General features: G+C 36.8%; 19 protein-coding genes. 6 read left to right on the top strand and 13 right to left on the bottom strand.

The genetic code is table 11. The features are described from left to right. Positions 1-20 precede the first annotated feature (20 nt). The gene (locus BMX24_RS03865) at positions 21-977 is read left to right on the top strand and encodes a hypothetical protein (protein WP_089790748.1); all 957 of its coding nucleotides are present in this window, start codon (positions 21-23) and stop codon (positions 975-977) included. A gap of 432 nt (positions 978-1,409) precedes the next feature. Further along, complete coding sequence (locus tag BMX24_RS03860; RefSeq protein WP_089790747.1) at positions 1,410-2,429, top strand: hypothetical protein; 1,020 nt, start codon at positions 1,410-1,412, stop codon at positions 2,427-2,429. A 204-nt stretch (positions 2,430-2,633) separates the two neighbouring features. On the opposite strand, the gene BMX24_RS03855 is transcribed toward BMX24_RS03860, so the two are convergent. The 5 genes from BMX24_RS03855 to BMX24_RS03835 all read right to left on the bottom strand — a co-directional run bounded on the left by BMX24_RS03855 (position 2,634) and on the right by BMX24_RS03835 (position 10,028). Continuing rightward, positions 2,634-3,449: a hypothetical protein gene (locus BMX24_RS03855; protein ID WP_139176719.1), complete on the bottom strand. Its 816-nt coding sequence runs from the start codon at positions 3,447-3,449 to the stop codon at positions 2,634-2,636. Positions 3,450-4,441: 992 nt separating this feature from the next. Further along, on the bottom strand, positions 4,442-4,960 hold the full coding sequence (locus BMX24_RS03850; protein WP_089790745.1) for a DUF2911 domain-containing protein: 519 nt from the start codon (positions 4,958-4,960) through the stop codon (positions 4,442-4,444). Positions 4,961-4,989: 29 nt separating this feature from the next. Continuing rightward, the gene (locus BMX24_RS03845; RefSeq protein WP_089790744.1) at positions 4,990-6,681 is read right to left on the bottom strand and encodes a sodium:solute symporter family protein; all 1,692 of its coding nucleotides are present in this window, start codon (positions 6,679-6,681) and stop codon (positions 4,990-4,992) included. A gap of 100 nt (positions 6,682-6,781) precedes the next feature. After that, complete coding sequence (locus BMX24_RS03840; RefSeq protein ID WP_089790743.1) at positions 6,782-9,286, bottom strand: PIG-L family deacetylase; 2,505 nt, start codon at positions 9,284-9,286, stop codon at positions 6,782-6,784. A 337-nt stretch (positions 9,287-9,623) separates the two neighbouring features. Next, complete coding sequence (locus BMX24_RS03835; RefSeq protein ID WP_089790742.1) at positions 9,624-10,028, bottom strand: VOC family protein; 405 nt, start codon at positions 10,026-10,028, stop codon at positions 9,624-9,626. Positions 10,029-10,320: 292 nt separating this feature from the next. On the opposite strand from BMX24_RS03835, the gene BMX24_RS03830 reads away from it, so the two are divergent. The 3 genes from BMX24_RS03830 to BMX24_RS03820 all read left to right on the top strand — a co-directional run bounded on the left by BMX24_RS03830 (position 10,321) and on the right by BMX24_RS03820 (position 12,818). After that, the gene (locus tag BMX24_RS03830; protein ID WP_089790741.1) at positions 10,321-10,917 is read left to right on the top strand and encodes a hypothetical protein; all 597 of its coding nucleotides are present in this window, start codon (positions 10,321-10,323) and stop codon (positions 10,915-10,917) included. A 561-nt stretch (positions 10,918-11,478) separates the two neighbouring features. After that, a complete protein-coding gene (locus BMX24_RS03825; RefSeq protein ID WP_089790740.1) occupies positions 11,479-12,039 on the top strand; it encodes a hypothetical protein in 561 nt (186 codons plus the stop codon). 83 nt (positions 12,040-12,122) lie between these two features. After that, positions 12,123-12,818, top strand: coding sequence for an ATP-binding cassette domain-containing protein (locus BMX24_RS03820; protein WP_089790739.1), 696 nt, complete (start codon positions 12,123-12,125; stop codon positions 12,816-12,818). Between the two features lie 171 nt (positions 12,819-12,989). On the opposite strand, the gene BMX24_RS03815 is transcribed toward BMX24_RS03820, so the two are convergent. After that, complete coding sequence (locus tag BMX24_RS03815; protein WP_089790738.1) at positions 12,990-14,927, bottom strand: SPFH domain-containing protein; 1,938 nt, start codon at positions 14,925-14,927, stop codon at positions 12,990-12,992. Positions 14,928-15,385: 458 nt separating this feature from the next. Between BMX24_RS03815 and BMX24_RS03810 the strand changes: the two genes are divergently transcribed. Further along, the gene (locus BMX24_RS03810) at positions 15,386-15,823 is read left to right on the top strand and encodes a hypothetical protein (protein WP_089790737.1); all 438 of its coding nucleotides are present in this window, start codon (positions 15,386-15,388) and stop codon (positions 15,821-15,823) included. Positions 15,824-15,857: 34 nt separating this feature from the next. Here BMX24_RS03810 and BMX24_RS03805 read toward each other — a convergent pair whose 3' ends face one another. The 7 genes from BMX24_RS03805 to BMX24_RS03775 form a co-directional block, all read right to left on the bottom strand. After that, positions 15,858-16,658 carry a patatin-like phospholipase family protein gene (locus tag BMX24_RS03805; protein ID WP_089790736.1) on the bottom strand — a complete coding sequence of 267 codons (801 nt, stop codon included), beginning with the start codon at positions 16,656-16,658 and terminating at the stop codon, positions 15,858-15,860. Between the two features lie 108 nt (positions 16,659-16,766). Next, the gene (locus BMX24_RS03800; RefSeq protein ID WP_089790735.1) at positions 16,767-18,335 is read right to left on the bottom strand and encodes an amidohydrolase family protein; all 1,569 of its coding nucleotides are present in this window, start codon (positions 18,333-18,335) and stop codon (positions 16,767-16,769) included. A 141-nt stretch (positions 18,336-18,476) separates the two neighbouring features. Further along, the gene (locus tag BMX24_RS03795; protein WP_089790734.1) at positions 18,477-19,076 is read right to left on the bottom strand and encodes a hypothetical protein; all 600 of its coding nucleotides are present in this window, start codon (positions 19,074-19,076) and stop codon (positions 18,477-18,479) included. Between the two features lie 61 nt (positions 19,077-19,137). Continuing rightward, complete coding sequence (locus BMX24_RS03790) at positions 19,138-19,752, bottom strand: PH domain-containing protein (RefSeq protein WP_089790733.1); 615 nt, start codon at positions 19,750-19,752, stop codon at positions 19,138-19,140. A gap of 34 nt (positions 19,753-19,786) precedes the next feature. Then, positions 19,787-21,175: a dihydrolipoyl dehydrogenase gene (gene lpdA / locus BMX24_RS03785; RefSeq protein WP_089790732.1), complete on the bottom strand. Its 1,389-nt coding sequence runs from the start codon at positions 21,173-21,175 to the stop codon at positions 19,787-19,789. Between the two features lie 166 nt (positions 21,176-21,341). Then, positions 21,342-21,602, bottom strand: a complete 261-nt coding sequence (locus tag BMX24_RS03780; protein ID WP_089792726.1) for a hypothetical protein — start codon at positions 21,600-21,602, stop codon at positions 21,342-21,344. A 117-nt stretch (positions 21,603-21,719) separates the two neighbouring features. Beyond that, the gene (locus BMX24_RS03775; protein ID WP_089790731.1) at positions 21,720-24,383 is read right to left on the bottom strand and encodes a beta-glucosidase; all 2,664 of its coding nucleotides are present in this window, start codon (positions 24,381-24,383) and stop codon (positions 21,720-21,722) included. Positions 24,384-24,400 lie beyond the last annotated feature (17 nt).

Below are 24,400 nucleotides of genomic sequence, written 5' to 3'. Positions count from 1 at the left end.
ATTAACAAAAAAAATTATTAATGATGAAACAGAATTATTTCAACGTACTACTCATCCTGAGTAGTATCGGAATGTATGGCCAAACGGCTGGTAATGTAGGAATCAAGACCTCCACACCCACCAACGCCCTTACGGTCAATGGCAACTCTTCGATTGGTTCCGGTTATACAACAATCGCCGCACCTGCTAACGGAGCTATTATCCAAGGGAATGTGGGCGTAGGCACCTCTAAACCCGTCAACAACCTTACGGTAAGTGGCAATACTTCCATCGGAACCGGTTATGCAGCAACAGCAGCACCTGCTAACGGAGCTATTATTCAGGGGAATGTGGGCGTAGGCACCTCCAAGCCTGTCAACGATCTTACAGTGAGTGGCAATACTTCCATCGGAGCTGGTTATGCAGCAATCGCCGCGCCTGCTAACGGAGCTATTATTCAGGGGAATGTGGGAGTCGGTACCTCAGCTCCGGCAGCAAAACTGGATGTAATCGGTAAAATTAAAATCACAGACGGAACCCAAGGTGCAGGAAAAGTTCTGGTTTCTGATGCTAACGGAGTAGGCTCATGGCGAGATACTTCAGCTACTGCAATTGTCATTAATTCTACAACAGGTTTTAGTGCTGATTTTGCCGGAGATCAATTAACATATCTGGGGGCAAAGGCTACCGTTACCGTTCCTGGATATTATATTGTTTCTACTCGTCTTATTAGCGACAAAACTCCGATAGGCTGTGGAGCGTATATTGCATACAATCTAAATAAAAGTGCAACAGCAAATATAAGTCCTGCATTTCCCATTCAGGATATTCACATGTCTGCAGGTCCTAACGGATGGGACCATCTTTATACCTCAAATATAGCGTATCTAACAGCTGGAACTTACTATATGCGGGTTAGAGATGCTAATCGCTGTACTACGAATGTCTCAAGACATACTGTTGGTGAAAATAGCTTTACACTGACATTGCTTAAATAAGATATTTATAGAACTAATCAGTGTAGTTTAATATTTCATTTTCTACTTTGCGATTCAGAAAACACATTTGATTTTTAACGATGCAGAACATCCCTCTGTTTATCTGCAAGTTATTCACATGGTCGGTTCTTCGGCCATGTTTATTTTTTTAATATTAAAAAAATCCTCTCAAAATAACCTTTTATTCTTTTTCTAAAAGATATGTTTCGAAATTATGAAATTAATTTTAAAATACTAAATTACAAACACTTACAACCTTTACATATCTTGTCATTTTCCTGAAAACAGCAAGATAATGTCTTCCGGATGATGCATCATTCATCTACTTTTACATCGCTTTTAGATTACTATTTGAATCACAGTACAGCAATGATCACTACATTATCTACAAAAGTATTATCAGATTAAAATCATATTAAAGTTTATATTCTCATGAAAAAAATCAATCTACTACTATTTTTATTATCTGCTCAATTATTTTTCACCCAAATAGGGATCAATACAAGCAATCCAAAATCAACATTGGATATAGCAGCAAAAACAACTGATGGCAGCAGACCGGAAGGGCTTGTGGCACCACGGCTTACAGGAGATCAGATTAAAGGCGGAGATACACAATATACAACCGATCAAAAAGGGAATATTGTTTATGCTACCTCTGCTGTAAGTACAGTTTCGCCAAAGACAATAAACATTACAGAAGAGGGATATTACTTTTTCGATGGAAATATCTGGCAGAAAATAAATCAGGACACAAATATCTATAAAAATAATGGAACACTTGCCTCGAACAGAGTGGTAACAATGGCTGACAAAACCCTTTCTTTTACTTCTTCGGCTACTACAGGAACCAGTCATTTTCAGGTAGACGGAACTACGTTGAATGTGGATGCAGTAAATAACAATGTGGGGATAGGAACCACTACTCCTTCTACGAGATTAGATATCAACAACGGAAGTACTCCGGGAGCAATAAAAATTGTAGACGGAACACAGGCAGAAGGTAAAGTTCTGGTTTCTGATGCGAGTGGTATTGGTACCTGGCGTGATACAACAGGCGCAGCACTTATTATTGATTCAACAACAGGTAGTAATGTTAATTTTGCCGGAGGTACAATGAAATATTTAGGAGCAAGTGCTGTTGTTACTATTCCTGGATACTATATTGTTTCTCCACATCTTATTGCTGATAAAAGCCCGTCTGGTTGTGGAAATTTTATTGCTTATAACTTAAGCCAGAGCCCGACAGCAGCAATAAATAACGCATTTCCTGCCCCAGATGTACATATGCCAGCCGGACCGACCATTAATGACTTTATTTACACCTCAAACATAGCATATCTGACAGCAGGGACTTATTACATGAGAGTGAGGGATGCTAATCTATGTACTACCAATACTGCAAGAAGTACCTTTTCTCAGAATAGCTTTACATTGACATTACTTAAATAATATCCTTTTATGCTGAGAATTATAAGTAATCGTGTTTAAACAAAAAACTCTATTTTTCCAAACAAGCGCATGTACACCAGATCAGGAAAAACATGCGTTATTTCATAACAAAAGCACCTGCTGGTCAGGTGCTTCTTTTTTATTGTGTTGAGTTTGTATCTTAAAGATCATTTTTGAGACAATGACCTCAACGCTTTTGTGACACTATCTAATTTTTTCAAGATTAAGGAGATACATTCCATTACCTGCACCTGGATTAAGTACTGGTGCCACCATTGTCAAAAAAATTCTATAATTTTCACCAGTGCCTGTGCACACCTGATAATTGATAAATTCGCCACCACTGGCACCTCCCCTGTAGAATTGGGTATAAGATGTAGTTAAAGTTACAATTTCAGTATCACCCATGTTAATCCCACTGGTTGCAACTTGAAAGCCTGCTATACTTGAACTAGGAATTGAAGCTCCTGTATTACTTCTTAGCAAAATACTTCCTTCGATTGCGGCACCATTGTGTCTCACACAGATACTTCCAAGGCAGATTTCACTTGCTGCAGATCCAGCCGCTGTATTGGGAGTATACGAATTTACTTGTACCACCGGAGCACCTACACTGCCTTGTACAGCTACACATCCCCAACTTGGAGCAGCAGGGGTGCCAATATTTGTCTGCAGACATTTACTGGTAGTTGAATAGATCATTAATCCCGTTGCCGGTAAAGCGATAGCGTCTCTTTGGGCATTAGTCATCCTAGGAGGAAGAAATCCTTTATTAGTTGTTCTCACCTCTACAGAGGACGAGGAATCCGGAGCAATGGTACCCACACCTACACTTCCTTCCGGAGTTATTATAACGTCATTTACCTGTTGAATGGCAGTTGGAGTTCCTGTGGCAGGATTATCTTTTGCACCGTCAATATGGAGAGAACCTTGTGGATTTGAGGTCAGAATACCGACCTGGCCTGTTACCAACGCATTTCCTGCAACCAGAAACATTAAAAATAGGATGTTGTTTTTCATAATTTTTTTTAACTGATTAATTGTACTTTGTTTATGTTAAGTTGAAAGATTTATTCTCTATGGAAATAGAATAGAGACTAAGAAACTTTGTGATTTCATTTTTGAAAGATCCCCTCTAAAGGTTACAAAAGTAATTTTCATTTCGTTATGCAGAAAGATAACAAATGGTCACTTTCCTGAAAATGACCATTTATATTTAAGATTTAACTTATTTATTTCCAAATAATTAAACCTAAAATCCGGATTAATTATACAAATATTTTGGGGCTCTTGTTACAATTGAATTAAATGTATTTTCTTCCGAAAAAAGATTAAAATTTGACAATATTTAGGTATGAATAGAAACATGGCCGAAGAGCGGCCATGTGAATTAACCAGCAAAAAACTTGGGATGATTTGCATGGTTACTAACCAGTTGTGATCTTAGAATCAGTAGAAAATGATGTATGAGGGAGTACAAATGTTTAGAAACAAAATGAACTTACTATTGTAAAAATATTTCACCGATGACAAGGATTGTTTTGAATATTAATTGCTCTACAATATTAATCATCAAAGTGTGATAAAAAAAGAAAATACCTGGTCATTTTCCTGAAAACAACAAGGGTATTTCTTTCCATAGCTCTTGAATGCACTTAAAATGTTATCCGGAATATTTAAATAAGATAGAAACTGGTTTTACCATATAACACTAAGAATAAACTGTCGATTTACTATTTCAAATATTTTTCTTTCAAAACTGTAATCTCTCTTAGTCCGATCATCATTTCAACCTGAAAAAATTTTCAACACTTCCGTATTTTTTGTTAATCACTGCGAAAAAGTCTCTTATTAATTCAGGTCTCAGTTCCATTTTGTATTCGATATTTTATTTAGTTTGTTTGAAATAAACGGTCTGAAAGTGCCACAATAGTAATCTTTGATACAACACCAAAATTTTAAACAAAAAAAATCCCGGATTAACCGGGATTTTAATTTCTGATATTCAAAATTTATTTTATCTCTACAGGAACTGAGATTTTATCCCAATCCATAGTGAATCCATTATTGTTTATTTTATAAACTAATGTTTCCTGTGTTGCCGGTAAAGCTTTAGTTTTTACATCAACACGTAAAGCATCTTTAGCTTGCTCGTATTTATAAGCACCCCATTGTTTTGGCTCTTTGTTAAAAATCGCAGTCCAGGTTCCGGATTTTTTAGGGATTAGGAAAAAGCTATACTTACCTGCAGGCAGCGGTTTACCCTGAACGGTAATGTCTTTATCTGTTTCAAAAGTAGTTGCTTCATTGGCACCCGCACGCCAAACTTTATCATAAGCTTCCAAACCACCCCAGATTGTACGCCCTTTTACAGAAGGACTGCTATAGGCTATGGTAATGGTTGCATCCTTAATTTTTCCAGTAGCAGTAGCTGGAGGACTTGCAGGTTTTTTAGTATCCTGTGCAAAAGCGTTCACTGAAATCGTCATTGCAGCAAAAAGTACAGTAGCAGATTTAATCATCGTTTTCATACTATTTTATTTTGTTTGTTTTTGTTCGTTTACGAATTTACGGCTTTCTGCTTATAAAACAGTAACCCAATTGCTGAAAATATAATGACTGCCGCTGCCCCAATGACATTAAGCCAAAGGAAAGAAACGATATCGAACTGATAAACGGCAATAACCGCAATTTCTGATAAAATGGCAGCAATAAATACATTCTTCCCATCAATTTTTTTATAGTAAAATGCGACAAGAAAAATCCCCAAGATCGGGCCGTAGAAAAGAGAACCCAATACATTAACAGCTTCAATAAGGGAACCCATCTGAGTGGCAAACATGGCTACACCGATGGAGAAAATGCCCCAGGCTAAAGTGTGCAGGCGGCTATACTTCAATTCGGTTTTCTCATCAGGAATTTCTTTGCTGAATATCAAATGAACATCTTTTAATGAGCAGGCAGCAAGAGAATTCAGCGCTGCGGAAATTGAACCCCAGCTGGCCAGAAAAATGACGGCAAACAGTAAGCCGATCATCCCTACAGGCAAGGTATTTTTTACGAAATACAGGAAGATATAATTCGTATCCGTTTTCTCCGCATTATAATTTGAATTATTAATAGCTTCCTCTACCCTACTGTGCAATGCTTTTACCTGTGTTTGTGTATTTTTAAAATCCTGAATTGTCTTTTTAAGTTGAGGAGATTGAGTTTCTTTCAGCTTTAAAATTTCTTTCGATTCTGCATTAAATTTTAATTGTAAATCCTGATGCTCTTTTTCAAAAACCGCTGCCTGTTCAGGTTTTGTTTCCTTTAAATATTGATAAGAGCGTTCGTTAAAATAAATCGGAGCCGGTTTTAGAGAAAAGAATGCAAAAAGCAAAGCACCAATCAGGAGAATAGAAAACTGCATCGGAATTTTAACCAATCCGTTCAACAGCAAGCCCATTTTCGCATTGGTATTGTCTTTAGCAGTAATATACCTCCCGACCTGACTCTGATCTGTACCAAAGTAAGAAAGTGCCAGAAAAAAACCTCCAATCAGTCCGCTCCAAATATTGTATTTATCTTTCCAGTCGAATTCTGTAGTGATTACATTGAGCTTTCCTGATTTCCCCGCCAGATAAAGCGCATCGTTAAAACCAATTCCATTCGGCATATTTTGAATAAGCAGATACCCTGCAAAAGCCATGGTTGCCAGAATAATGAGAAACTGTAATTTTTGGGTGTGAGCGATCGCTTTTGCTCCGCCAATATAGGTGTAAATCAACAGAATGCCACCTGTTAAAACATTAGTCAAATAAATATTCCAGTTTAAAACGCTTGATAAGATGATACTCGGAGCGTAAATGCTGATTCCCGTGGATAAGCCTCTGGAAAAAAGAAAAAGCAGTGAAGTAAGCACCCTTGTTTTTTTATCAAAACGGTTTTCTAAATATTCATAAGCCGTGTACACATTTAAGCGCTGAAAAATCGGGATGAAAGTAATACAAATAACAATCATCGCCAACGGCAGACCAAAGTAATACTGCACGAAACGCATACCGTCTGTATACGCCTGACCCGGTGCTGAAAGAAATGTAATGGCACTTGCCTGCGTAGCCATAATACCTATAAGTACAATGTACCAGGGCATTTTGTTATCTGCTTTCAGGTATGATTCGTTGTTTTTTTGGCCACGACCGATCAATACGCCGTAAACCACCACTGCAACAAGTGTAACAATAAGGACTGTCCAATCTATAGTACTCATGCCCAGAATTTAGTAAACAAATAATAAAATACGATCTGCAATACTAATGCAGCTGCTAGTAATAGGTACCAGGTATTCCAATTTTTAAGTTGATTATTCATTAGTTTTTCTGTGCAGATAAAAAGTTTAAAAATAAACGTGCTGCACCAACATTTCCCGCAGGCAACTGTCTGAAAAATGCCAATGGTGTATAAATAAAATTACCCTTCCCATATTTGGCATATAAAGTTGATCCCTGCAGAGGTTCTTCACTGGTATCGTGCATTTCAAAAAGCGGTTCATACGCTGCATCCCATTGAGCAGGGAAATAGGCGCCGCGCTCCTGTACCCAACCTTTAAAATCATCCGCAGTAATTTTGTTCGGAAAGTTCAGTAATTTATGATTTTGATTTAAAAACGTAACTGCAGCATTTTCTTCGGTAACACGCTTATTGGCAATATTGAAATTGTACATCCCCAATTTGTCAACTGTTGTATCCTGGTTGGTGTTATACTGCATCACCAAATTACCTCCGGCTTTTACATAAGACCATAAATAAGGCATCCAGCGACCCAACTTCTTTTCCGTGTTATTGGCACGAACACCCAATACGATGGCATCATATTGTGATAACTTGTTTTGGCTACCGTTTCCAGCAGATTCATCTAAGTTGCCATAAAAATCTTTGTCTTTCAACACATCAACCTGAACACCTGCAATTCTTAGAAACTCCGGAATGAAATCGCCAGCTCCTTGTACATAACCCACCTTCTTAACCTTAGACTGAATATCGCCTTTCATTACGGTGACAGTTGCAGGAGCAAAATATTGTAATGAGGGCAAATGCGGATACTGAATTAATATTTGTTTTTTATTATAAGTTACTCCATCTGCAACAAAATTGGCATCCAATTGTAACTGATTTGATTTTATTGAGGCAAGCTTAGTTTTTGGAATAACGTAATCGATGGTAAAATCTTTCCCATTCATTGATTTTAAATCAGCGCCGCCTAATCGTTCTCCGTTATACATCAGATTTACTTTACCATTGTTGAATTGTTTGTTAGAATTAACCTTAAAATTTAAACTCAAATGTAAATCTTCATTTTCTTTGACCAGATAAAGCGGTTGTGTAAATTTCAGTTCCAACGCAGGAACAATACGCAGAGCTTCGACCACATCACCACGCACAGGGTCTAATTTCTTGAAAGATAAAGGAAGTTTAACCTGAAATTTTTCCGAACCGATTTTTAAACCAAGCAAAACATTCAGTGGTGATTCCGCCTCAGGTAAACCGATTAAAGTATCATTCGGAACAGAAAAAGTTGCTGCGTTTGTAGGAGATTTTGCCAACCAGTAAGGTTCTGTGAGCGCTGCATCTGCAGGAATCTCAATGTCATGCTGAATGGTAATTAAAGAATCTTTTGATAGTTTTCTGTTGAAGTTCTCTAACTTATTTAACCATTGTACATCTTCTAAAACAACAGGATTTGTAGCTCTTGAAATCAAATTTAACCTGAAATTGTAGCTATCCCCGGCAACAGCTTCAGCCTGATTGGTAACTACCTCGCCCATAAATCCGGCACAGCTAAAAATGATATGGTCAAGAGATTTAATTTTATCTTTTTTCAGGTCTGAATCTTGAAGCGCCATGACCTTTTTTCGTAAAGCAAGCAAGGCAGGCAAGCTGAGATCAGGATTATTGAAATTGAAAGCGGAAATAATTTTATCTAATGATTGGTCAATATCAGCGTTTCCTTGTGAAGTCCAGGTTTTAACGACTCCATCAAAAAGAGATGCTTTTGCAGGCTCGCCACCAACGTGGGCAAAATATTCAGTTCTGATCCCGGCTACAGACTGTGTTCCTGCACCCTGGCTTTTATGTAAACTTCTGCTTAATCCTGCCAATTCTCCATAGCCCATTCCCAGTTGCGCATCATATTGCCCAACGGTAACTTTCAGTTGATTTTCAGATGTCGTATCTACCCCTCCAAAACGGAAAGTATTCCACAATACGCGTTTTGGTTGCCATGTATTAACATATTTTAGTTGATTTGGGAAAGCAGTCTTATTGCCTGCAAGCTTGAAAGCTTTTTCCGCAACCACAGCCGAAGCCGCATGTTGTCCGTGACCTGCCGCAGCATTAGGAGGAAAACGACAAATGATAACATCAGGACGGAATTTTCGGATTACCCAAACTACATCCGCTATAATGCTATCTTCATCCCATTGTTTAAAGGTGTCGGTAGTATTTTTTGAGAACCCGAAATCAATCGCGCGGGTAAAAAACTGTTGGGCACCGTCTAATTTTCTTGCCTCTAAAAGCTCATGCGTTCTGATTAAACCCAATGCAGCCCCCTGTTCTGTACCTAATAAATTCTGACCACCATCACCTCTGGTTAAAGACAAATAGCCCGTTTCTACATTTTGATCGTTGATTAACCAAGAGAGCAATCCTGTATTTTCATCATCGGGATGAGCTGCAAGGTATAAAACTTTAGGTAGGTGTTTAAGTGTTTTGAGTTCACGGTAAATTTCAGATGATTTTGAGGGCCTAACCTGTTGAGCCGAACAAAAAACCGTATAAAAGCCAAGAATAAATACAAGGATTATTTTTTTGAACATTTGAATTTGCTTTGCGAGGCAAATATAAGTAAATCGTTTTTCTTTCAACCTTAAAAGAAAAAGCAATTAGCAACTCCAAACATTCTATTAAATTCTTCGTAAAATCTTGGCGTGAAGGTAAAAGACAGGTTTATAATTCTTGTTTAATTTAGCTCAATCGAACTAAATTATCAATAAAAGTGTTTGAAGAGACGCTCGTCTTGGTCACAAAAAGCCAAATGGTGCCGCTTGTTTTAAAGTGGCACCATTTTTTTGTAATACTGATCAACAAACATTCAAATCAATACTGAACCCGCTATTTTATAAACTGTCGTTGATAACTGATCTATTCTATTCTTTATGCAAACTTCTTTTTTGCTACCTCACTTACCGGAGTAAAAAAGTTAATCAGATTCCCGTCCGGATCGCGAAACAGTAGCGAGCGATTTCCCCAAGGCATTGTTGTCGGTTTCTGAACAATTTCGCTTGTTAAACCTTTAATTATTTCGTAATTATCATCTACGTTTTCCACAAGGAATTCTATGATCATACTTTTATTAGTCGCAGGTTCAGCAACGCCTTCTCCGAAGAAAGCCAATGTCCGCGTGCTTCCAATTGCCAAAGTAAAAGACTCAGATGAGAGTTCTGCAAAGTCATCGGTTGCCCATTTGGCCGTGATTCCTGTTGCATCCTCAAAAAACTGAACCAGTCGCTTTATGTCAGCGGTGATAATTCTTACTGATACTAAATGTACTCTACCCATTTTTTATTTTTTAATTACTAATATAAAGGTAGAATGCCAATATGACAACAGTGTGTCAGGAACGGTAAAAATATTTTACTCTAAGTACAGAAAAACCAAAATTCTTATGGATTACCGTTTTTTAATTATTTCACTATTAAAAAATATTAACTCCACTTTTTCAACCAATTTTTTACTATACTTCCTGTGTTTTAATTCAATTTAACAAATTATAAAACAACAACTTATACATTAACCAAATTTATTGGCACAATTTTGGAAGGGTGAAGACCAACCTTATAAAACACTAAGAATGAAAAAATGTATCTTAGCACTGATACTTCTTAATAGTTTCTATTATGAAGTAAGTGCTCAAGTTGGAATTAATACTCCAACTCCTACTGCAACTCTCGATGTAAATGGAAATATGGTTCTGCGCAAGGCAAATTCTGCTTTAAGCAATAAAGGATATTCGTGCATTGTAAGAGATGATAATACCGGTGAGCTTAAAGTGATTGCATCTCCATCAGGAAACACGCTTCCCCTCAATTATATTACGTATACATTAAATAATGTAAATGGTGACTGGGTAAATGACTATGACACAAAGATAAGCTCCAGCGAATACACTGTTGCCATCATCGGAAGTAATTATACTAGTAGTAATAATGGATTAACGGCAGCCGTCGGAACAGATTTTAACCCTATGAATGTATTTGCTTTTAATTCCGGGAATACATGGCATTTATCTGCAGATTACAAGGGTGCAACATCTTCAGGAGGAAATGGAACCTGGGAAATTAGATGTTTAGTCATCAATAATACACTCGTAAAAACCCTTCCTAATGTTATACAGAATCTGGGAGGTTCAAAAGACGCTTCCGCAACTTCTTCACCTTCAGGATTATAAATTTAAATTACCATAATTTTAAAAAGCTGCTTTTTGCAGCTTTTTTTTTCTTATTGCAGAATCGATGTAAAATATTAATTTTTATTCTACATTTGCAGCTAATAATATTCAATGCACACAATGAAAAAATTTTTAATCAATCCTCCCTCTGATTTTAGCTGCCATTCAGAGAAGATTTCATCAATTCGTAATTTTTCACTTAACCTGATTTAAAAAACAACGGTGTAGATTTAAACAGATTTAACATTTATTTTAAATTGTATCCCATATTATTTCAAATTGACTATTAATAAACTGAATTTCAATTAATTAAATTACGTCACTGACTTAATATATCAATAATTAAATTTAAACACAGATTCCGTAAAGTTGTTTATAAATTTCTTACTATCAAATATTTAAACATATTCTGATTAAAATGAGATGCATAGCATCAGGCTTATAACAATGATGGATATTAAAAAAAAATGTTACTTTTGCTTTAGATAATAAAAATTGTTTTTTCGCATTTTTATTACTATTTTAGATACACCAATTTTATGATACATTAAAAATCATCACATGAGAAAAATAATTCTACTTTTTACGTGTATGTTCGGTATTTCGGTTTTCTCACAGATAAAAGTGTTGAAAAACGAAAGCTTAGTGGAAATTGGTAAAGATAATTCCGTAGGTTTATATAAAAAAGAAAATAATTTTACTATTAATTATCAGGATCTTAATACCTCTAATCTGAATACTTTCAGATCCTTTTCCTTTCAAAACTTAAACGGAGATGTATCCGGCTTATACGAACTTATTACCAACGGCTTTATTAATACTCCGGAAAGCAATATCGTGTTGGAACTTCCCAACGATATTATCGAGCTGCATTATGAGAAAAACTACGGCCAGCCGACAGTTCAGTTTATTCAATATATTAATAAAAACAAAAAATATGTTGGAAAATCCCAGTTTTTGACGAGAAAACAAGTGGATAAGATCTTTGGAAAAGCAAATGGAAAATCTGCCCTGTACGACAAACCGGCGACGATGCATAACATCAACGCTGCAAAATCTTCAAGTACAGCATCGACGGCAGCTCCCGCTTCAAACGGCAAAGATAAAAAAGCAAGAAAATAATTGAATTTTTACAATATTAAATCAACTCATTCACCCGAATGAGTTTTTTTATTTTTATTTTTGCAAAAAGATCATTACACATTATGTCTCTCCAGATAAACAATTTAACCAAAAAATTCGGTGAACAGACTGCACTGAACAATATTAATATTTCTATCGAAAACAATGAAATCATAGGTCTTCTCGGCCCCAACGGTGCGGGAAAATCTACCCTTATGAAATCCATTGTCGGTGCACTGAAAATCGATGAAGGCGAGATCATTTTTAATGATAAAAATATTACGGAACATGAGATCGAAAGCAAAAAAAGAATCGGCTTTCTTCCTGAAAATAATCCGTTGTATCTGGAAATGTACGTAAAAGAATACTTGCAATTCGTCGCAAACATTCATAAAATCCCGGAATCAAGAGTAGATGAAGTAATCGAGCTGGTAGGAATTACTCCTGAAAAATCAAAGAAAATCGGGCAACTTTCCAAAGGGTACAAACAAAGAGTCGGTTTGGCTCAGGCGATCATTCACCAGCCGGATTTATTAATTCTTGATGAGCCTACCAACGGTCTTGACCCTAATCAAATCATCGAAATCAGGAATGTGGTAAAGGAGATCGGACAACAGAAAACGGTTTTGCTTTCCACGCACATCATGCAGGAAGTGGAAGCGCTTTGTTCGCGTGTGATCCTCATTCACAAAGGAAATATTCTTCAGGATTGCCCGATTGATGAATTTAAAGGCAAGTTTGAAAGTTTGGAAGAAGCGTTTGCTAGTTATACCGCTTAAAATATAAAAATGCTCCAGGTTTTGGAGCATTTTTTTTCTTTATTACCACAAAAGTCACAAAAGATAATTGTTGAATTTAAAGTAACTTTTGGATTCTTCTTTACAGTTTTTAATTTAAACTTAAATCTTTTGTCTCTTTTGCGGTTAAAATTCTAAAGAGGATTAATTTAATCAAGAATTATTATCCGGCTTTTCATCAATTACCGAAACCGTCTCAATATTTTTCTTCTGAACCTGTTCCAAAAGCTGCAGCCCCAAAAGTCCACTGATTCCGCCATTTGCTGCATCTCCGCTTCCTCCGATCAATACTTCAGGCATGATTCTCACATTTTGGCTGGCAATATTTTCCATGATTTTCAATTGTGTAAAATTATTTCCGCCCATCGCTTCCACCGATAATTTGTAAGATTCTGCATTAGATTTACCAATTGCCAGAATTTTTTCCGCTTCAGCATTACCTGTTAATGAAATTTGTTCGGCACTTGCTTTAGCCAGCAATTCTATTTTCTCTGCTTCTGCTTTGGCCAGCAATCTTGTTTTTTCTGCTTCCCCGGTTGCCAAAAGTTTCAATCTGTCACCTTCAGCATTGGCCTGTAATCTTACTGAATTGGCGTCTCCGGTAGCTTTTTTCACAGATGCATCCGCAATTCTTTCCGCAATTAAAACACCCTGATCCGCTTTTACAATTTCCTTCTGCATATCGGCAACGGCAGTTTCTTTTTCCAGAGCCTGACGAGTTTCCTGAGCCAGCATTTCGGTTTCATAAGTGATTTTTTGTTCTTCCGCCAATTTTCTGTCCGTTAAAGTTTTCATTAAACTTTCAGGAGGAACAATCGCACCAATCAAAGTATCCACCGCATTTACATTGTACTGCTCCAATACGCTGCTGATGTGGTCTTTTGCAGACTGCTGTCTTTCTTTACGCGTTCCCAGGAAGGCAATCACGTCGCTGTCCTGCGCAGAATTTCGGAAATAATTCCCAATTGTCGGTTCTAACACCTGACTTACCAGATTGATCATATTTCCGAAACGGGCAATAACTTTCGGAGCTTCATATGTAGGAATATGAATAATCTGTGAAACATCAAGATTAAAAGGGAAACCGTCTTTACTTCGCACTGTGATCGTTGAAAGATTTTTGTCCAGTTGGTGAGATTCGCTTCTTTCATATGCCCAGTTCAAAACCAAATTGGTTGTCGGAACAAGCTCAACCTTCATAATATATGGGTTAATCGGGTATTTTCCGGGACCTATCGGCTCTGCCCAAACTCCTTTGTGGCCTTTTTCCACAATATTTCCATGTTTAAAATCGACACCGCTTAAATCTTTGCCATCCTCCCCTACATAACTGATAATCACACCGACATGACCAATCGGAATTTCCGTCATTTTCACCATCTCAACCTTTGTAAACCAAGGATTCAGGAAATAGGAACCCGCCAAAATTACCTGTTCCTGAAGACCTTTATATCCTCCGTTATTTAAAAAAGTATCAACATCCTGGAATTTATTATGGTCATTAATAATTTTTCCTGCAATCTGCCCTTCTTCCAGAGGACTACCTTCCATGGTAGTGATAATTCCCACTGCATTATCCGGAATCTGCGTCATATCCGTTAATTCAACTTCAAATAATAAGGTGTTGATTCTGTAAGAACCTGGAGCGATGATCGCGGTTTGACGTCCTTTTCGTCCCCCGTTTCTTAAAAAAGCTTCTGCGTCCTGAAAAGAATCGCAATCTACTTTTCTTCCTAAAATCCTTCCGGTTTCCAGTTCCATACCGTCTTTTGCGAGTAATAATCCTATTTTACCTGTCGGAATTACCGTGAAAGATTGGAAATCAATAGAATATTGCCAAATCCATTTCCCGAAATACACGCCGGGAGCCAATGTCTGAGCCTGAAAACCGGCCTCTCCGTTGGTTGCAATGATTCTCCCTTCCGGAAGTTCCTGCTTACCGACCAATACGAATTTTTTGGTCACCAAACCGATTTTGTCCTGGGGAACAATGATAAGTCCGAAGAAAATTCTAAGAATAAATTTGTAAAAAAGTACGCACAACAGCGCAATTAAGGCAGGAATCATCCAGCCATGAAAAGTTAATTCCATAATTTGTTTATTTTTTGTTTGATTAAATTTTGAAAACAGGGATTGTGCTCTATTTTTTCAGAAAATGAAAAAACAGAGTATGAATTATTTGATAATTCTTTCGAAAAAAATTAAGAAATCTTAGGAGGAGATGTATTAAAAATCGTGAAGATAATTTCTGATATTTTTAATAGAAAAAACTTAAAATTAATTAGTTTCATTTCAATGGGAAAGGAACGAGATCCTTTGATGGTACAAATGTACGCAAGAAAAATATTCAGTTGTTGCAAAAAATTAAAATATTTTTAAATATAAAATTTAACATACTGAAAATCAATACAATTATTTTCAACTATTGATTATTTATCTATCCAAACCTGTACTTTTTAAGTTTAAATTAACCTTGCAAATTATATAGAAGATGATAGAATTGGCTCTAAATTTGATACCATAAACATCTAAACAATAAGTTTAAAAAAATGATCAAAAAAATAATATTAGGAGCGCTTTGTGTAGCGCAGTTCTCCCTGGTTTTTGCCAATAATGTTGACAGAAATCCAGGCATTACATCAAAAAACAGTACGGAATTTCAACAAAAAGTTCCTAAAACGGTTATTATTAAAACTAAAAAATTTAAAATAAGAATCGATCAGCAGCCAAATGGGAAATACCTGTACCAGTCATGGCCAGCGAATGCAAAAATCACCTCAAAACCAAGCATGATCATCAGTGACGGGCAAATAGTTCCTGACGGATCGGGTGGAAATTATTACTACGAATTCACCAATAAAGGCTACACCTATCACGTTTGGAGAAATTATCTTACAGAAGGTACGATGCCTCCTTACACCTTGATGGTGAGTGATCAAAACGGAAAAACGATCGTGGATCAGGGCGCACAGGTCGTTAAAAAATAAAATAAAAACTCCCGCTTTTGAAGTGAGAGTTTTTTTATGTTCCGGATTGTTTGAGCTGTATGTAGAAACTGCTTTCGTTGAAGCTTTCTTTGGCTGCATTATAGCCAATATTAAAAATTTGCTCCAAACGGTCTTTTCTTCTTTCAAAAGTTCCGTACGTTGACAATTCCTGCGAAGAAATAAACCAATCGCAATACTCAAACTTTATTTTTTCAATTCTGTACGAAAGCAAGTCGTATGAGCGGGAAACAATAGCTTTAATAGATTTCAGGTCATCAATTTTAATATCATGAGGAGGCGAAACGAAAACCCCGATGAGCTTGTCACAATCGTCCCGGATGATATCTGCAGGAAAATTATTGAGAACTCCGCCATCACAATACATTTCTTCCCCGATAATGTAAGGTGTTGTGATTCCCGGAATCGAGCATGAAGCGATGATGGCATCCATTATTTTAAAATCTTTATCGAAAATTTTTTCCGTTCCTCCTACCAACTCGGTAGCAACAATTTTCACTTCTTTATCCAGATCGCCTAATTTCATATCACCGAAAATAGGATTCAGATAATTTCTGAAAATCACAGAGGAAACCAATCCCGGCTGATTAAAAGTAAAATGTTTCCAGTTGAAAAAATACACCGAATTGAAGAATTCTAAGATTTCTTCGGGCGTTTTGCCTACCGCGTACAGACAGCCTACAATAGAACCGGCGCTGCAACATGACAAAACATCGACATTAATATTTTTTTCTTTCAGGAATTTTAAAACTCCGGCGTGAGCAATACCTTTCGCACCACCACCAGATAAAACAAGCCCTACTTTCTCAAAGTTCATAGAATAAAATTAAGAAAACAAGGTGAGAAAACGAGATTAATTTTTCTAAATATGCAAATTTTAAAATTATTTTAATAAAATCACTCATCAGGCATCAGTACCACCCTTTCAGAACCTTGATTTTAAAAATCTGTATCCATTATTATAAAAAAGGTCTTCCATAAACGTATCAATGTTCAGTTCGTCTGCCCATTTTTTAGAATCTTTCAAATCTCTTAGAAAATATTTTAAATTCATGCTGATATAGCTTCTCACATCTGCCATTCTTTTCACAGTCGGCATGTTGAGGAAAGGATTGATAAGTCCATCATAATCTGTCCCGATCGTGATTTGTTTCTGGGCAGTCTGTATCGGGATTCCGTTGTCTTTGCAGACCTGGAAATAATGTTTAATATGATTTAAAAGATGATCATAAAAATATTCATCCCGGCGCGGAAGACTCGATTCGGTATTTTCTTCCAATTCGTTCATAAAAAGGCAGTTGTCATCGTCGATCACCTTTCCGATATTTTCATTTTTTATTCCTAAAGAATCCCATTCTGTTTTTGAGAAAAATTCTTTGTCGACAATTCTTTCCATATCGGTAATTCCCGTCGGATCGTCATCGAATTTATCTACATACCCTAAAATCCTCCTGTCCATCGAGATTCCTATGACGCCGCCATTTTTTACGATCCAGACTATTTCTTCATCGAATAAGTTAATAGTGGAAGCATTAAAAGTAGGAAAACCAGGTCTTCCGGGATTTATTTTAGCATTAAAAGGTTTGGTAATTTCCAGATATAAGGCTCCTGAAGCCGGCTTTTTAAGCTGAATATGACCTGCCCAGTCTTTAAATGGCATTCCGGTAAATCCTGCGTGGGTACAAACCAAAGGCTGTATATTTTTATATTTCTTGGAGTCAATTTCACTCATTAAATCCTTTCGTGATTTGTAACTCATATGCTTTACATCAATGCAGATCTTCCTGTCGAAAATGCCCTGTACAACCGTTCTTCCATCGTTTTCAAAGCCGTTTCCGGAAGGAAAAAATGCGGAAGCATTGGCCACCTGCATCCCGAATGCCTGATTACAGAGGCTGGATTGCTGAAGGTGGGTAATATTAATAGAAATGATGCTGATTTTACTTAAAACCTTATCCAAATTGCTTAAAATATCGCCCGGTTTATATTTGTTTGAAGCATTACAAAAATTCGGACTGTCCACCAGAGAATGACATCCTTCGATGGTAAAAAACACATTGACTTTATTCTTGGGAAGCGGACTTTTGAAGCTGTCTTTTGTTAAAATATGAAAGGAAGAAGAGGCTTCGAGATATTTGTCCAGCGTTCTTTTCATCAAAAAATCTGAAAACGGCCTATTTTTATTGCTGACAATATCTTTTAAAAGCTGCTCTGAAAGCTTGAATTGAGAGGCTTTTTTGAGATAACCCCGAAGCGGAATCACTGTCTCGGCAACGTTTTTTTCCACGCTGTAGAGCACAGCTCCCAAAATTACCTCGTCGTTGAATTCTGAAAGTTGAGACTGGTGAGTTTGGGTTTCAATGATACTTGGAAGATCGGAACAGGCTTTCGGAATGGCCGCTACATCGCTTCTGTAAATAAAGGCATCGATGTTGGGATTATCATTAAACAACTGTTTTAAAACAGGGTGACAGTGAAAATCGAAATATTTCATGACCTTAGTTTTTGATTACCATAAAGTTAGTGAGTTAATCTTTATGGTATAAACTAATTGTGAGATATTTCAATAAAAAATAGCCGTTTTAAAATCTTATCATGAATAAAATGAAGAACCTTAAAAACTTATTTTGATAACTTATTTTTTATCATATAGTTTCAGCACCTTCAACAGGTCGGTATCTTCAACCATGTTATCTATTAACAATGCTAAATCAGGGTAATTGTAAAATTTTTCTTTGATCTGATACTTGGCGCCCGGTATGTCGAAGTGTATTTCCATCATACTTTTGTCTTTATGAAATTTCAAATAATCGACGTCGTCTGTTTTGTAGGTGTAAATGGATCCAGAATAAGAACTTTTCCTGTACCAGTCCGTTTTTTTGCCGCTGTATATGATCTGAACCAATCCGAGGTCTTTAGAAATAATCGATTTTGCATCTACAAATTTTCTTTTAACTTTCTTAAGATCAACAATTTCCAGATACAGAATATTATTTTCAGGCACTTTCACTTTATTTCCGGAAGGGTCTAAAACCGTCATTTGCTTGATGTAGGTTGCAGGAGAAAATTCTTCGTTGGAGTAAAATCCGATATTGAGAATTTTTGTTTTTATGGTGTCTTTAGAGCTTTTTAATACATACTTTACAGGGAAATACGTTTCCTTAAACATCTCTTCTTTTTGAGAAAACAGAGCGTTAAAACAAAGAATCAAAAGTAATAAAGTAATTTTTTTCATAATTAATAAAGTTAAAAAAAGCCCAGAAAATTCCGGGCTTTATATAATGCAGATTAATATTTTAGTTATTAATATACTTTTCAAAAATTGCTGAAAAATCTTTCTGGTTATATGTATTGAAACTGTTTTTGTTCCAATTGAAAATATACTCATTGATGTTCTGCAACTCCTGACTTTTCGAAACATTTTCCTGCTTTCCTGATGCTACCGTCGTTACTGCTTTTTGTAAGCTGTCGTTGGCGAAATTCAACAACGAATGGTTGTGATGAACTTCCTGCTGAATCGCCAAAAGCGCTTTATACAAGTCTTTCAACTGATCCACCTGACTTTTCGTAACACTGATCATCAAAGGAACATTTCCGATATTGAATGAAATTTCAACATCAAGATCGATCGTTCCGGCAGTTTGCAGCGCGATATTAGAAAAAGGAAACTGATAATATTCGTATCTTCTCAACACTCTTTTTTTATCCAAAGCACTTGCCCCGTCGATGTGAATTAATGCTCTGTTTGTAAAGCAATATTCGTCTCTTTTAGATTTAATCAAGAAGAAAATTTTCTCATTATCTTCCGACAAAATATAATCATCCGAGTCTACTTTGTCATAATCCTGAGAAGGAATAATTTTACCGATATCACCTAATCCTAACGCTTCTGCAGCTAATTTTTTGAACATCGTTGTATTTTATTATTAGTTTATTTTATTTGAATTAAATATGGATCACTTCACCGTAAGCAGCAGCAGCAGCTTCCATAATTGCTTCAGAAACTGTCGGGTGCGGGTGGATTGATTTGATGATCTCGTGACCTGTAGTTTCCAATTTTCTGGCAACAACAGCCTCGGCAACCATATCTGTAACCCCTTCACCGATCATGTGGCAACCTAACCATTCACCATATTTAGCATCGAAAATAACTTTAACGAAACCGTCTGTATTTCCGTTTGCAGTTGCTTTTCCACTGGCAGAAAGAGGGAATTTACCCACTTTGATTTCGTAGCCTTTTTCTTTAGCCTGCTTTTCTGTAAGACCAACAGAAGCGACTTCAGGGTGGCAGTATGTACATCCCGGAATATTGCCATAGTCGATTTTCTCAACATGCATTCCTTTGATTTTTTCTACACAGGTAATTCCTTCCGCAGAAGCAACGTGTGCCAAAGCCTGAGTCGGGATGATATCTCCGATCGCGTAGTAACCCGGAACTGAAGTTTCGTACCATTCGTTTACCAAAACTCTTCCTTTATCTGTCTGGATTCCCACTTCTTCAAGACCGATGTTCTCGATGTTTGCAGCGATACCAACAGCAGATAACAAGATATCAGCTTCAAGAGTTATGTTTCCGTTAGCCGTTTTTACATTAGCTTTTACGCCTGCTCCGCTTGTGTCAACACTTTCTACAGAAGCATTTGTCATGATCTCGATTCCTGATTTTTTCAGAGATTTTTCCAAGTGTTTAGAAATTTCCTCATCCTCAACAGGAACGATGTTTGGCATGAATTCTACAACAGTTACTTTTGTACCCATTGTATTATAGAAATCGGCAAATTCTACCCCGATCGCTCCGGAACCTACAACAATCATAGATTTCGGCTGCTCAGGAAGAGATAATGCCTGTCTGTATCCGATTACTTTTTTACCGTCTTGAGGCAAGTTCGGTAATTCTCTTGAACGAGCTCCTGTAGCGATAATGATGTGAGTACCTGTATATTCGGTTACTTTCCCGTCTTTATCCGTAACAGAAACTTTTTTACCTTTCTGAACTTTTGCAGTCCCTAAAATAACATCGATTTTGTTCTTTTTCATCAAGAACTCAATTCCTTTGCTCATTTTAGATGCAACACCACGGCTTCTCTGAATCACGTTTGGAAACTCAAAGCTCGCCTCCACTTTGTTTAAACCATATTCTTCAGCATGATTGATATAATGAAATACCTGAGCAGATTTCAACAAAGCTTTAGTAGGAATACAACCCCAGTTTAGACAGATTCCTCCCAAATTTTCTTTCTCGATAATTGCAGTTTTGAAACCCAATTGTGCCGCTCTAATAGCTGTAACATATCCACCAGGACCACTTCCGATGACAATAATATCGTAGTTCATTAGTATAAAAATTTTTATGCGAATTTAAGGAAAAATATTTGGATGAAGCACGTTTCCGGAAATTCATTCTGTAATATAAAACCTACAGCATTTTATGGTTTCAAATAAAAAAAGAGAACACAAAAAGTATTCTCTTTCAACGATTTATTGTATTAAAATTGTTGTATTACATTTTTTTAAGCAATCTTTTCTGGCTTTGATATTTTTCATTTAAAGCCTTTAGCTGATCTCTCTTCATTTTTTTAGTTGCCAGCGGATGATTCAGAATCAGTTTTTTTTCTTCGTTGTATCTTCTATCCAGCTCACGAGATTTCATCGCAATCAGCTCACTTTTCGAAGGATGCGGAGGAGCCGGCGGACGTTGCTGTGCAGAAACATTCATTGATAATCCCAGCAATACGATCATTGATATAATTAACTTTTTCATGATATTTACTTTTTTGAATAATTTTAAGTGATTAATAATGATCAATTAAATTCATTCAGATTTAAAGTTAATATTACAGATATCATACCAAGATTGATTTTGTCTTTAAAACACAAATCATTCAATCTCAACATTTTGCTTTAAAGGAAGGTTTTTTGAGGAATTTCCAACCATAATTCTATAGGTTCCTTTTTCGACGATCCAATTCATTTTTTCATCTAAAAATTTCAATTCCTGTACCGGAACTTCAATGGAAATCTGCTTTGATTCTCCAGGTTTCAGCGCTATTTTTTTCAATCCTTTCAACTCAATAACCGGTCTTGAAACGGAAGCCAGCAAGTCTTTTACATATAACTGAACAACTTCACTTCCCGCTTTTGAACCTGTATTTTTAACCGTAATGGTCGCTACAATCGTTTCGTTTTCAGTGAATTTTGTTTTATTTAATTTTAAATCGGAAATTTCAAAACTCGTGTAACTCAATCCGAAACCAAAAGGATACAGTGGTTCGCCACTCAAATCATGATAATCATTTCCCCTTCCGGTTGGGTGATGATTGTAAGTCAAAGGCAATTGCCCTTCCTCAACCGGAAACGTAATCGGCAATTTTCCCGAAGGATTCTCTGCTCCGAAAAGCACTTTTGCCACTGCATTTCCGCCTTCCTCTCCGGGATACCAAACGTCTAAAATCGCCCCGACTTTGTCCTTCCAATCGGTCGTTTTAATGGCAGAACCACCGACCAAAACTACCGTTGTCGGCTTATTTAATTTTGAAACTTCCTGAATAAATTTTTCCTGATTTCCCGGAAGGCTCAACGAAGAACGATCCTGAAATTCACCTTCATGAATTCCGGCTGTAACGATGATGTAGTCTGCATTTTGAGCCAATTGTAAAGCATCATTAAAATCTTTTTGCCCATCATTTAAACCATAATTCCAGATCAATTCGATGTTTGCTTCTCCCCTGTTTTCATGGAACTCAACAGTGATATCATACTTTTGCCCTTTAATAAAATCAAGATCAACTGTTTGGGTTGAATAACTCAACTTTTCCCAATGGTCAATCCATAATTTTCCGTTCACGTACAATCTGAAACCATCATTTCCACGCAATCCCAGCTTGTATTTTCCTGAATCGGGAGCTTCCAGTTTTCCCGTCCAACGAACGCTGTAATTGTCGGGCTGCAGTTTTTCCGGGTTGGGAGAATACAATGTCCATTTAAAATTCAACTGTTCGTCCTGCTTTTCAAATGCGGGATTTCCTTTTAAATCAGAATTGGAAAAATAATTTCCTTTTAATCCTTTTTGATTTTCTGACGATAAAAATTCACTTGGGACGGTTGTAAAACTTTTCAGGTTCCAGTCAATTCCTTTTGAATAATTTACTTCAATATTTTTATTTTTAACGAAATTTTTAATTCCATCCAAAATATTCACTTTCTTATTCCCCGGTCCGGAATACCCTCCTAATCTCGCATCAACAGCATCTGTTCCAACCACCAAAATCTTTTTAAAATTTTCCAAAATCGGAAGTGTCTGATTATTATTTTGAAGCAAAACAAAAGATTCAATGGCTGTTTTTTCTGCTAAAGGCTTGTGATTGATTCTTTTTAATTCCTGAATATCTTTATTGGAAACATAGGGATTTTCAAACAAACCCAGTTCAAATTTTGCTCTCAACACTCTTGCTACCGCATCATCAATTCTCTCCTTTGAAATTCGCCCATCCAAAAAGGGAGGAATAAACAATTTATAATGATTATATTCTGTCTGGAAAATCACATCAAGCCCTGCATTCATCGCTTGTGCAGAAGCATCGTCATAATCTTTTGCCGTAAAATGCAGAACATTGGCTCCACCCACCGCGCTTGCATCGCTGATGACAAAACCTTTGAAATTCCATTCATTTTTTAATTTTTCCGTTAACAACCAATGATTTGCCGTGGAAGGTCTTCCATCCAACAAATTATAAGAAGTCATTACAGAACGGCTTTTCCCTTGTTTAAAGGCTTTCTGGAAGGGAATCAAATGAGTTTCCTCCAAATATCTTTTGCTCCAATGAATTGGATACGAATCTCTTCCACCCTCGCCGACATTCGCCAAAAAATGTTTCGGAGTCGTAATAATTCCCTGATTTTCAAAGGAACTGACAAAATTTACACCCATCACAGAAGTCAGAAACGGATCTTCGCCGTACGTTTCCTCCGTTCTTCCCCATCGAACATCACTCGCCAAATTCACCACCGGAGTCAAAATCTGCCGAATTCCCCTCAGCTTCGATTCTTTTGCAATGGCCGTCGAAACCTCTTTCATCAAATCCGGATTGAAGGTCGCCGCCAATCCGATCGCCTGAGGAAAAGCCGTTGCCCCTTCACGCATCAACCCGTGCAAAGCCTCATCAAAAGGGATAATCGGAACTCCCAACCTCGATTCTTCCACAAAATATTTTTGAATGGCATTAATTTTTTTCGCCAATCTTTCTGCATCTTCATTCGCGTTGTATTTCAACATTTGCCCTGCAACGCCACCACCCTGATTTCCTGCACTTACCTGTAATCCGAAAATTCCGTGGGAATACTGACCTTTCGGAACATTATCCAAATCTCCGGGAATCATGAAGCACTGCCAGAATTTTTCTTCAGGTGTCATTCTATTCAACAAATCCTGAACTCTGGCTTCAACAGGCTGTTTCGGATCTTTGTACAAAGGTTTTTGAGCTGAGATGAATATAGAACTCAATAATGAAATTGCTATGATTTTAAAACGAAATTTAAAGCACATAAATAATTTGATTTAAT

The organism is Chryseobacterium wanjuense, assembly GCF_900111495.1.
In the GTDB taxonomy this organism is placed as follows: Bacteria; Bacteroidota; Bacteroidia; order Flavobacteriales; family Weeksellaceae; genus Chryseobacterium; species Chryseobacterium wanjuense.
This window is presented reverse-complemented; position numbering and strand designations above follow the sequence as displayed.

Bases quoted from the DNA above. Each gene is read 5' to 3' on its own strand.
- BMX24_RS03840 (WP_089790743.1), bottom strand. From the start codon at position 9,286: ATGTTCAAAAAAATAATCCTTGTATTTATTCTTGGCTTTTATACGGTT.
- BMX24_RS03775 (WP_089790731.1), bottom strand. From the start codon at position 24,383: ATGTGCTTTAAATTTCGTTTTAAAATCATAGCAATTTCATTATTGAGT.
- BMX24_RS03800 (WP_089790735.1), bottom strand. From the start codon at position 18,335: ATGAAATATTTCGATTTTCACTGTCACCCTGTTTTAAAACAGTTGTTT.
- BMX24_RS03815 (WP_089790738.1), bottom strand. From the start codon at position 14,927: ATGGAATTAACTTTTCATGGCTGGATGATTCCTGCCTTAATTGCGCTG.
- BMX24_RS03790 (WP_089790733.1), bottom strand. From the start codon at position 19,752: ATGTTCAAAAAATTAGCTGCAGAAGCGTTAGGATTAGGTGATATCGGT.
- BMX24_RS03795 (WP_089790734.1), bottom strand. From the start codon at position 19,076: ATGAAAAAAATTACTTTATTACTTTTGATTCTTTGTTTTAACGCTCTG.
- BMX24_RS03835 (WP_089790742.1), bottom strand. From the start codon at position 10,028: ATGGGTAGAGTACATTTAGTATCAGTAAGAATTATCACCGCTGACATA.
- BMX24_RS03830 (WP_089790741.1), top strand. From the start codon at position 10,321: ATGAAAAAATGTATCTTAGCACTGATACTTCTTAATAGTTTCTATTAT.
- BMX24_RS03805 (WP_089790736.1), bottom strand. From the start codon at position 16,658: ATGAACTTTGAGAAAGTAGGGCTTGTTTTATCTGGTGGTGGTGCGAAA.
- lpdA (WP_089790732.1), bottom strand. From the start codon at position 21,175: ATGAACTACGATATTATTGTCATCGGAAGTGGTCCTGGTGGATATGTT.
- BMX24_RS03850 (WP_089790745.1), bottom strand. From the start codon at position 4,960: ATGAAAACGATGATTAAATCTGCTACTGTACTTTTTGCTGCAATGACG.
- BMX24_RS03825 (WP_089790740.1), top strand. From the start codon at position 11,479: ATGAGAAAAATAATTCTACTTTTTACGTGTATGTTCGGTATTTCGGTT.
- BMX24_RS03860 (WP_089790747.1), top strand. From the start codon at position 1,410: ATGAAAAAAATCAATCTACTACTATTTTTATTATCTGCTCAATTATTT.
- BMX24_RS03810 (WP_089790737.1), top strand. From the start codon at position 15,386: ATGATCAAAAAAATAATATTAGGAGCGCTTTGTGTAGCGCAGTTCTCC.
- BMX24_RS03865 (WP_089790748.1), top strand. From the start codon at position 21: ATGATGAAACAGAATTATTTCAACGTACTACTCATCCTGAGTAGTATC.
- BMX24_RS03780 (WP_089792726.1), bottom strand. From the start codon at position 21,602: ATGAAAAAGTTAATTATATCAATGATCGTATTGCTGGGATTATCAATG.
- BMX24_RS03820 (WP_089790739.1), top strand. From the start codon at position 12,123: ATGTCTCTCCAGATAAACAATTTAACCAAAAAATTCGGTGAACAGACT.
- BMX24_RS03855 (WP_139176719.1), bottom strand. From the start codon at position 3,449: ATGAAAAACAACATCCTATTTTTAATGTTTCTGGTTGCAGGAAATGCG.
- BMX24_RS03845 (WP_089790744.1), bottom strand. From the start codon at position 6,681: ATGAGTACTATAGATTGGACAGTCCTTATTGTTACACTTGTTGCAGTG.